This is a genomic window from Croceivirga thetidis, from assembly GCF_012272815.1.
Taxonomy (GTDB): Bacteria; Bacteroidota; Bacteroidia; order Flavobacteriales; family Flavobacteriaceae; genus Croceivirga; species Croceivirga thetidis.
Genome location: NZ_JAAWWL010000001.1, coordinates 1,747,689 through 1,758,348, shown reverse-complemented (window position 1 = coordinate 1,758,348; position 10,660 = coordinate 1,747,689). Strand labels below are relative to the sequence as shown.

6 protein-coding genes are annotated in these 10,660 nt (G+C 39.7%); 3 read left to right on the top strand and 3 right to left on the bottom strand.

Annotated elements, in window-relative coordinates; all coding sequences use genetic code 11:
- Positions 1-264: 264 nt before the first annotated feature.
- Complete coding sequence (locus HCU67_RS07865; RefSeq protein WP_168552006.1) at positions 265-2,277, bottom strand: putative porin; 2,013 nt, start codon at positions 2,275-2,277, stop codon at positions 265-267.
- Positions 2,278-2,446: 169 nt separating this feature from the next.
- On the opposite strand from HCU67_RS07865, the gene HCU67_RS07860 reads away from it, so the two are divergent.
- From HCU67_RS07860 to HCU67_RS07850, 3 genes are all read left to right on the top strand, one after another.
- The gene (locus HCU67_RS07860) at positions 2,447-6,715 is read left to right on the top strand and encodes a thrombospondin type 3 repeat-containing protein (protein ID WP_210423648.1); all 4,269 of its coding nucleotides are present in this window, start codon (positions 2,447-2,449) and stop codon (positions 6,713-6,715) included.
- On the top strand, positions 6,712-7,446 hold the full coding sequence (locus tag HCU67_RS07855; RefSeq protein WP_168552005.1) for a hypothetical protein: 735 nt from the start codon (positions 6,712-6,714) through the stop codon (positions 7,444-7,446). Before HCU67_RS07860 ends, HCU67_RS07855 begins: the two co-directional genes overlap by 4 nt.
- A gap of 93 nt (positions 7,447-7,539) precedes the next feature.
- Complete coding sequence (locus HCU67_RS07850) at positions 7,540-8,205, top strand: P-loop NTPase family protein (RefSeq protein WP_168552004.1); 666 nt, start codon at positions 7,540-7,542, stop codon at positions 8,203-8,205.
- A 78-nt stretch (positions 8,206-8,283) separates the two neighbouring features.
- On the opposite strand, the gene HCU67_RS07845 is transcribed toward HCU67_RS07850, so the two are convergent.
- Positions 8,284-9,141 (bottom strand): hypothetical protein, encoded by an 858-nt coding sequence (locus HCU67_RS07845; protein ID WP_168552003.1) that lies wholly within the window; start codon positions 9,139-9,141, stop codon positions 8,284-8,286.
- Positions 9,142-9,153: 12 nt separating this feature from the next.
- On the bottom strand, positions 9,154-10,647 hold the full coding sequence (locus HCU67_RS07840) for a RagB/SusD family nutrient uptake outer membrane protein (RefSeq protein WP_168552002.1): 1,494 nt from the start codon (positions 10,645-10,647) through the stop codon (positions 9,154-9,156).
- Positions 10,648-10,660: the final 13 nt, after the last annotated feature.

The window sequence follows — 10,660 nt, the reverse complement described above, 5'->3', positions numbered from 1 at the left end:
AATCTAAAATCCTCATTGATTCTACGCTGTCGTATTCCAATATGTCAATATGAACTTTTTTATTCTTCCAAAAGACAAAAAAAGCAGGCTTCAAAACCCGTTTTTCCCCTCTTTCAACACCTCGCCTCATCAGCAAAGCGGGTGCAAATATATAACCTCTTTTTACTTTGAACAAACCCCTTTCAAATAATTTTTTATTTCTTTTCTGAAAAAGAACTAAGTATTTGATTATGAGTAATCTGATTGAAAAGTTTTATGAAAATTTTATGAGAAGAAATTCCAGACCAAACCAAACCGTATAACAAAGTCTCGATAAGGGTAATTTGGCGCTGCATAATAGTTGTAGTCTGTACTCCAAATTGTATTTAAATGTTCCGCCTTAAAATAGATTCTTGTTTGGCGAACTTTTGCATTGATAAAAACGTCAATTAACGGATAAGCCCCAAGCTCTTCAAAATCCTGAACATAAAATTCTCCAAGTACAGGATTATAGGCATTCATATTGTAAGCCGAAAAATACTTTAGGGTAACCCCTGTTTGTATGAACATTGCCTTTTTAAAGACATCACTTGAAAAATAAAGTGAGTTTCTTGTTAATAGTTCGGGAACATTTAAGACATTATTTTCTTGATTTACGTTCTGATATTGAACCGTAGCGTCCAAAGCCCACTTACGCCATTTGAACTCTTTATTCCATCTTACTTTCAAATAATTCAGTGTTGGGGCCTCTTGAAAAGGTTGCACCAATACATCCTGCAATCCTAAATCAAATTGGTCTGTTGTGGCTTCCGATTTGAAATAGGTGTAATTTTCCATCGCTGAATATTTTGCCGAGAAATCACCAAAGAATTTAGAATCAAAACCAAAACTTATTGATTGGGTCCGCTGCTTTTCAAATTCTCCAAACTTATTCCAATTGAAGTTCTGAAAATCGCTTTGAAATAGTAGAAAATTAAAATTCGGCAATCTTGAGGAACCATGAATAGAAGCATGAATTCTATTGTTGTCATTCAATTGATACGCCGCAGATGCATTGACCAAAGTACCGGAGAAGTCTCCCGTAATGCCATAGCGTACTTGCCCATTTAAACTCAAGGGACCTATTTGATTTTTGTAGGTTGCGCCCAAGAGAATCTCATTGCCTTCTAATTTGTTAGGAATAACCTCGTCTTCACGAATCAATAAACTGCTAAAGAAATAATTGTAATTGTAGAAATCGGCAGTACCGGTTAAGTTGCCCAAAACACTATTTGAGAAGGAAGCTGAAAGTTGATTTCGCATTACCTTTAAATTTGACCTATCGTCAATTGGTGATTCAAAAACAGTTCCGAAAACCGGTTCGCCGTCTATAGTTGGCACACTATTTTGGGAATATTGAAAATAACGCGATTCGTATTGAAATTTATGACCGATTGCCAATAGTGTCGAACGATTTTTAAGTGAATCTTTTCTTGGCCTTACCAAATTAAATTGATGATCCAAAAAATACCTTCGGCCAAGCAGTCTTGAATTGGCGTCTGAAAACACCAAATCTATACGTGAACGATCTAAAAATTCTTCTTCACCTGATTCGAATTGCAATTCTTTTTGAAGTAACCCTCCATTTTCCTCAGCCTGTAAGTCTTGTACGGCCATATGACCCCTCATCCAGTACCGATTATTGGCCGTCCTATAATTAAAGGTAGTTCGAAACCTACCCCACTCCGTTTGTTCGTAGATATATTTACCCAATGACCTAAAACCTGTATAAGCCACAGACACATTTAATCTTGGGGTCGTATTAAATGTTAGCAATGCATCTAAAAATTGACCTTGCTCAAATGTGGTTTTGAACATTAATTCGGTCATGGGTGTTGGCACCCTAAAGTAATTGATCTGACCCTCTTCAATATATCCGGCATGTTTTGCCATAGCTCCCATATTTGGAAGCACATCATTTTGATCAAGATCAACTCCAAGGCTATTATAGGCCTGACCTACATTTGAAAAAGACATCAGTTCAAAATCATCCCTACGCAATACATTATACTTGTACTCCTTGCGTATAGTCAGGGTAGTATCTAAATAAGTAGTGTCCCCTGCTCCTGAGATAATTTTGTAATCCTCAATTGAAATCTTGTTTTCATCTGGTTTTCCCTTTTTCTTACCAGGTCTTTTTTTAAAAAAAGTGGTGTCTTTTTGAGTAGAATCAGTAACCTTATTGGTCGCAGTTGAATCTATCTGACTAAATGAGAGGTTAACTAAAAGAAATAAAAATAAAAATTGGAGCTGCTTCATTAAAAAGTCAAAGTGGCAAAGTTATACTATTTCGCTACTAAAGAAATGTGAAAGTTACTCCCGTTTACTTGCAAAATACTTCTGAGGCTAATTCATCGATATTTAGTGCTAAAACCAAACATATCCCTTAAAATTTGAGTATTTTGTATGCCCGAATAAAAAAAGAAGAATGAAAAAGATTTTACCTCTGCTCCTATTAACGGTGTTCATTGGGCGTGCCCAATATATTGAAAGCGCCCCATGGATGCAAAATTTAAAAAAAACAAAATCACTTACTGCCAAAGAAGCTGAAAAAGGATACTCCATTGATGAGTTGAGTGAGGCTTTTAACACCTATTGGAAAGGAAAGGATTGGAAGAAAAAAGGAAGTGGTTTTAAACCTTACAAGCGTTGGGAGAATTTTTGGAAATATCAAGTTGATTCCCAAGGATATTTGCCAACCGCTGCCGAACTTTTGCAAAGTTTCAAAAACAAACAAGCCTCAAAATTGGTTCCAAACCCCACAGCTAATTGGACTGCCATTGGACCATTTAATCCAGGTACTTTAGGTGGAAGTCTACCCGGAACGGGAAGAATCAATGCCATGGCGGTTGATCCAAACAATCCTGATATCTGGTACGCAGGCGCCCCTTCAGGTGGTATTTGGAAATCTACCGATGCCGGAAGCACCTGGACCAACCTTTTCGATGAATTTCTTCAAATCGGGGTATCGGGTATTGCAATCGATCCTAATGATTCGAATATCATTTATATAGCCACTGGAGATGACGACGCTGCAAATTCATTTAGCGTAGGTGTGTTCAAAAGTATAGATGGTGGCGCAAGTTGGGCAGAAACAACCTTAGGGCCGTCATCTGATCCCAATTGGGGCAACAATAGGCTGATGAGTGAAATTGCTATTGACCCTACAGACTCCAATACAATTTGGGTTGCCACAAGTTTCGGATTATACAAATCAATCGATGCTGGAGCCAGTTGGGATAGAAAAAGAGTTGGAAACATTACCGATTTCAGATTAAAGCCAGGCGATAGCAATACGGTTTACGCTATAACGGATTCTAGATTTTTTAAGTCTACCAATGGTGAGGATTTTAATGAAATAACCGATATTCTCCCATCTGCGTCGGGAAGAAGGGTAATAGATGTAACCCCAGCAAACCCTGATGTGGTTTACATACTTACGGCTAAGATTCAATCTGAAGGTTACGAATACCAAGGATTATATAAATCTACTGATAGTGGTGAAACATTTGCGGAAAGCCCAAATACCGTTAATATAATGGAGTCGAGCCAAGCCTGGTTTGATTTGGCCTTAGCCGTTTCGCCAACCGATGAAAATGAGCTTTATATGGGTTGTCTAAATATCTGGCGCAGTGATAATGGCGGAGACACCTTTACCAGATTGAACCAATGGTTCAGGAATGATGCTGCGTACGCACACGCCGATATCCACACCCTTAAATTCTTCAATGGAATTCTTTATGCCGGTACGGATGGAGGATTATACATTACCGAAAATGGTGGTGCGGCGTTTACCGATAAGACTGGTAATATGGCCGTGACCCAGTTTTATCGTCTTTCTGTAGCACGTAATAATTCAAATCGCTTGGCCGGGGGTACACAAGATAACGCTGGTTATGTGGCTAACGGTACTGAATGGAATGTTTATACCGGCGGTGATGGTATGGATTATGAAATTGATCCTAACAATGAAGATATCATTTACGGTTTTGTTCAGTTTGGGGATCCGCTTTTCATCACCAATAATGCAGGTGAATCGGCTGGTCAAGTTGCTGCGCCTGCTGGCGAAACCGGTAACTGGATTACGCCACTTGCCGTGAATTCACTTGGTGAAGTTTTTGCTGGGTATGACCGTGCCGTCTACAAATTGGTGGGTAATGCTTGGGAAAAATGGTCCAATGATTTTGGTTCAAATAATCTTGACGATATTGAAGTGTACTTGAACGACCCCAACATCATGTATGTCGCCGACGAAGATTTTGTTTACCGCAGCAATGATGGTGGTAGAACCTTTTCTGCTTTCAACCGTTTTGACTCTCAAGTTTCTGATATTGCTGTTAATGGCACTGACGATTCCTTTATTTACGTTACGACTTCAGAACGCGTAGGTACCAGTGAAGCCGGTCAAACTGCGGACAGAGGTGTTTTTAGGGTTCCGGTAAATGCCAGTGGTGATGCTGGACCTGAGGAAGACATCACCCTTAATTTACCTACTGACCAATCCTATTTTAGTATTGTGCATCAAGGTAGACATTCACAAAATCCAATTTATGTTGGAACAAGTTTGGGGATCTACCGACTCGATGACTCATTGACCGAATGGGAAGAGTATTTTGAAGGTCTTCCGAATACAGCTGTAAGTGATTTGGAAATAACATTGGATGATGAGATTATTACCGCTTCAACATACGGACGTGGTGCTTTTCAATCTCCGATACCGGTTGAAGTACCAGATAATGATGTTCGCCTATTAAGTATTTCTCCGACCACAACAGATGTTTTATGTAGTGAAATTTTCCCTCAAGTTCAGATAGAAAACAAAGGATTGAATCCTATAACGGAAGTAGTAATTACGTATTCCCTTAATTCTGGAAGCGAACAGAACATTACTTGGACTGGTAATTTGGCTAGCGAAAATACTTCTTTGGTGGATTTACCTTCTCTTGCCGGACAAACGATTATTGGTCAAAATAGTTTGAATGTTGAACTTGAAATCATAGGAGATTCTTTTGCCGACAACAATTCTGGTACGACTTCCTTTATCGTAAATCAATTTGCAGTTGGTGATGATGTCTTCGATTTTGAATCAGAGGCTGAGGCTTTGATAACCTTTAATGAAACCGATTCTGGCAATGTTTGGGAACGTGGAGTACCTACCGGTACATTACTAAACACGGCTTCGTCAGGTACCCAAGTGTACGGAACCAATCTTGATGGCGACCACCCTGCAAACACCAAAGGCATCATTTTAAGTGGTTGTTATGAGCTTTCATCCATCGTTGCCCCAGTTCTAAAGTTTCAAATGGCCTATGATCTGGAACAAAATTTTGATATTATATACGTTGAATACACCTTGGACGATGGAGCTACATGGAACCTATTAGGCGGTATTGATAGCCAACCGAATTGGTACACCAGTAATCGCACGAATGCCAGTTCGGGAGATTCGGATGATTGCCAAAATTGCCCTGGTGGCCAATGGACCGGAACCAACGCCACAATGACGGAATACGCCTACGATTTTGTTGCCAATGCAAATGCCGGGGAAACCGATCTGACTACTGAGAGCAATGTAATATTTAGAATCGTATTTCAATCTGACCCTGGAGTTGAACAAGAGGGAGCAATTGTCGACGATTTTGTGGTTGAAGGTGTGCAAGATGACGATGACGATGATAATGATGGCATTTTAGATGTTGACGATAACTGCCCGCTTACCGCAAATGCCGACCAGGCTGATAACGATGGTGATGGTGATGGTGATGTTTGCGACAATGATGACGATAATGATGGTATTTTGGACACGGAAGACAATTGCCCATTTACGGCCAATCCAGACCAAGAAGATGCTGACGGTGACGGTATTGGGGATGTATGTGATAATGATGCTGACAACGATGGGGTTCCGAACGCCAATGACCTGTGCCCAGACACCCCTGAGAATTCAACGGTTGATGTAGATGGTTGTCCAATTTTTACGTTACCAACAACCAATTTCAGAATTCAAACAGTGGACGCTTCTTGCGTAGGCAATACCAACGGTGCAATTAATATATCCGCAGAAATGACCATGGACTACATTGCTACGTTGACGGGTGAAGGCGTTGATACAAACAACTCATTTACCGATACGACGAGCTTTACCAATTTAGCAGCGGGCAACTACCAAGTTTGTTTTACTGTTGTAGGACAAACCGATTTTGAAGTCTGTTCACAATTGAGTATATCTCAACCAGAACCACTTTCAGTATCATCTAAAATAAGTTCATTGGACAATACCCTTGAACTTGACTTAAAAGGTGGTGTTAGTTATACTATTATTCTGAACGATGTTACCTACACAACTTCAGATTCAAAAATATCATTGCCCTTGAGCAAAATCGAGAATACCCTTTTGGTTAAAACCGATTTGGATTGTCAAGGCACCTACTCAGAGACCATTGTCTTGAGTGATGAATTATTCATTTATCCGAACCCCATCTCTTCTGGTTATCTCAATATTTTCGTTGGTGATACAACTTCAGATAAAGTTGAAGTATCGCTATTTACTTCAACAGGAAAAAGTGTAATGCATAAAAAGATTGAAAGACAAGAATCAACAATGCGACTGAGTGTAGACGGATTACCTTCTGGGTTCTATCTATTAAATGTAAAATCAGAAAATTCATTAAAAAGTTATAAAATCATCAAGCGATGAAAAAGAAAAGAAATTTGCTATACCTATTTTCAATTTTGGCACTTGCTGCTTGTGGAGGAAGTTCCTCCGGTGGTGACGACGGACCAATGTCAGGCAATGACGATGTTGACCCACCAGTTCCTGCACCCTCTGCTGCAACATTAATTTTTCCTGAGGACGATACCGAATGTAATACAGGTGATGTTGTCAGTGATACACAAAGTGCTGTTACGTTTGAATGGAATGCCTCTCAAAATACCGATAGCTACGAAATAACCGTTACCAATCTAAACACGGGAAATTTCTCTAGATCTTCGGTAACCACCAATGAAGCCACTTTGACCATTGATCGCGGTACGCCCTTTGAATGGTCAGTAGTTTCTCAGGCAGTTGGAACAAATTCAACCGCTACCAGCGAAACCTGGCGCTTTTATAACGAAGGCCCAGGAATCGAAAATTTTTCGCCATTTCCAGCGGAAGCAGTTCAACCGACAAGAGGGGCCAATTTAGACGCATCGACCACTACAATCACCTTGGAATGGTCTGCAAGTGATGTTGACGACGATATTACTGGATATGAGGTATTTTTTGGTACTGACGAAAATCCTTCGAATTCCCTAGGAAACACCACTGAGAGTTCTATTACTGATATTGCAGTGAGCTCGGGCAATACCTATTATTGGACGGTAATGACCACCGATAGCTTTGGGAACAGCTCAACGTCGGAAATATTTGAATTCAGGGTCAACTAAAGAAATCTAAAATTTAATATCAATGCCATAGGACTATCAGGTCTTATGGCTTGATTTTTGCTGTTATTAATCAAAAATAAATTACAATCACTTATGAAAAAATCACTCGTATTATTATTAGCACTATGCACCTCTTCTCTATTCTACGCCCAAGTTTCTGGTGTTCGAACAGAGTTGCCAACAGAAATGGTTCGCAATTTTCAAATGGGAAACAACATATTACCTACTAACCTTGTTGGAACACCATTTTTAGACGAAACTTTTTCACCGGGTATTGCGCAAGTAAAGGACAAAAAATATAACGCTGTGCTTCGCTATAATGCCTATGCCGACGAAATTGAAATGAAGGATGAGAATAATGAAAGTATTGCCTTGCTTAAACGAGATTACATTACCGCTTCGTTTGGTGGCAATGATTATCAAATCTTAACCATGGGAGATAAAAAGGGGTATGTAATCACCCTTGAAGAAGGCGCATATTCATTATATAAAAGGCATCAAAAAGAGTTCATTCCTGAGAAAGAAGCTACCTCCAGCTATGGTTCAAATAAGCCTCCACAATTGGTAGATGATATTACCTATTATATTAAAATGGGTGATGAAGCTGCAACCGAAATTAAACTTAAGAAAAGTGATTTGGCTAAATTCTTAGGCGAGAAAAAAGTTAAGGAGTATGCTAAAATGAACAAGTCAAAATTGAATTCGGAACAAGATGTAATCGCATTGCTTAAAACCCTCAATGCAGGAGTTCAAAGCTAATCCTTAAAAAAAACAATAAAATAAAAAAGGGCTATCGAGTATTCGATAGCCCTTTTTTTATTAAGATTGTGTAAGCTATTAAATCCTGGTCAACACAAATTGAGCATTCGCTTGAGAACCACAACTAGCTCCACCTTCATCATCAGCCAAATCAATGGTAATGGTTGAATCATCACCAGCAGTGTAACTACCAGTTGCGTTTGAAGGCCCTATAGTAGTTGAGCTACCTGCACAACCAACACCAGTTACCTGACCACCTGCGACAACAACAGTACCACAAACTAGGGTAAAGTTGAAGTCGATATCACCAAACGTACCTAAGTCGGGATAAATTTGAGCAGTGAATACACGAGCATCAGGACTTGAAGCTCCTTGGCTTATAGTTACCGTTCCCTGTGGGAATATAACAGTACCAAAAATACCAGGAGCAGTTGTTGTAAGTTCATAATCTCCAATGAAGAAATCTTCTTCTACCGGACAAACTTGGAACATACTGATAACCGTTGGAGTGCTTTCAACATTTGCGTCAGATGAACCATTTATTCCATCTATCTGAAGAGAAACAGTCTTTGTCTCACCAATTTCAATACCAGCGTCAATTCCGGTAAATGACAACATACCTTCGTAGCTGTTCGCTGGAATAGTCACAGAGTTACTAACGTTAAACTGATCGCTAGTCGCTGCACCTTCAGCTCCTGAATTAATCACGCTGATGTTTACTGTTCTATCAGAACTTGAAATTGTTGTTACTTGCACAGGAATCATTATCTCTGCACTTGAATCGAAGACAACTGGTAAATCAATAACGGATTGTGCAAACTTCACATAAGTCTGACCACTTTCATTATCGAATATCACTAGGTCCTCTTCATAATCACATGAATTGAGCAGAAGGGCTGAAATTGCCAAAACTGCTAGTAATAATTGCTTTTTCATCATATTTCTTTTTTAGTACCCAGGGTTTTGCTGGATGTTATTATTGGCGTTCAATTCAACCAACGGAATCGGCATTGTAAACCTGAAATCAGTTACAGGTAGGCTACAAGCTCCGTTAATAGCACAATCGATAGCATCTCTTTCAACACCTCTATTAGCTCTTGCACCGAGGCGTTTCAAATCTTTCCATCTGTGACCTTCATAAACCAATTCAATTCGTCTTTCATCTAGAATAGCACCGAATGCTTCTTGTTGACTTCCGAAAGTTGGCAATGGCTGGTCCGTACCAAATCTGGCATCTCTAAGTTGTTTCAAGTATGCCGCAGTACTGTTGGCAGCACCATTTATATTACCTGCATCAGCAGCAGCCTCTGCACGGATAAATAACATTTCAGCAGCTCTAAACACTTTAAGATCATTCATCAAATCCCTACCTTCAGAACCAGGATATTTTTGAATTACCAAAATGTCCAAAGCTGGGTCTTGATTAGTGGTATAATCAGGATCAATAACTGAAGTAGGTGCTACATTCACGTCATAACGAATATCAGCTGGATCAAGTTCATTAAATACCGCACGACCCATCTCGAAATAAGGTGAACCTGCTAATGTAGCATTTACGAATGCAAAGTTGGCACCAGCCCAACCACCAGCAAAACCGCTACCAGTAGTTCCTTGTCCATCGTAGTTATCACCGAAGGCTCTTTCCAACTTGAAAATTACCTCTGTATTATCCGTATCCAAATACATTGCTTCGTACTCAGCTCTGCTTGCAATAGGATAACGAGTCAACAAATCAGCAGCCAAAGCATCTGCTTGTGCATATTGGCCTCTATACGCAGCCATTCTTGCTTGAAGAGCTAATACAAAATCCGAACTAACGCGCGTAGCATCAGTTGAACCTGAAGGCAAAAGACTAAGGGCACGAGTCAAGTCATCATTGATACTTGCATAAATCTCAGCATTTGTATTTCTAGGCAATGCTTGATCAATCGTTGGAATAAAGTTTACCAAAATTGTTGCTAAAGCACTATCATCGGTGTAATCCGTTGACAGGTATGACAGCAATTGAAAATGGGCAAAAGCTCTAAGTGCTAAAGTTTCTCCCACGATTTGGTTAAATCTTGCCTGATCGGCAGGATCAACCTCTATCAAAGCAGCAGATTCAATAACACGCGTAGTGGCATTCAATCCGTCATTATAATTAACCCAAAGTGCTTGTGATGCTGCACTTCCTGGGTTCAAAATGAAACCGTACTCACCGTTACCAATACCTTGTCCACCATTATCAAATCCAATGGCAACTTCATCAGTAAATACAGCATTGAACTGTATTTCTGGAGTAGTGTCAAATTCGTCATAAGCCCCTAGCAAACCAGCTTCTAAATCATCAACTGTCTGGAACGCCTGTGCTGCTCCAAGCCTACCGGGCTGTTCTATATCAATTGCCTCGTTACAGCTGAATAAGCCGAAAGCGACTGCAAAAATTATTAGATAGTTTTTCATTTTATTTTTCATC

Bases quoted from the DNA above. Each gene is read 5' to 3' on its own strand.
- HCU67_RS07865 (WP_168552006.1), bottom strand. From the start codon at position 2,277: ATGAAGCAGCTCCAATTTTTATTTTTATTTCTTTTAGTTAACCTCTCA.
- HCU67_RS07860 (WP_210423648.1), top strand. From the start codon at position 2,447: ATGAAAAAGATTTTACCTCTGCTCCTATTAACGGTGTTCATTGGGCGT.
- HCU67_RS07855 (WP_168552005.1), top strand. From the start codon at position 6,712: ATGAAAAAGAAAAGAAATTTGCTATACCTATTTTCAATTTTGGCACTT.
- HCU67_RS07850 (WP_168552004.1), top strand. From the start codon at position 7,540: ATGAAAAAATCACTCGTATTATTATTAGCACTATGCACCTCTTCTCTA.
- HCU67_RS07845 (WP_168552003.1), bottom strand. From the start codon at position 9,141: ATGAAAAAGCAATTATTACTAGCAGTTTTGGCAATTTCAGCCCTTCTG.
- HCU67_RS07840 (WP_168552002.1), bottom strand. From the start codon at position 10,647: ATGAAAAACTATCTAATAATTTTTGCAGTCGCTTTCGGCTTATTCAGC.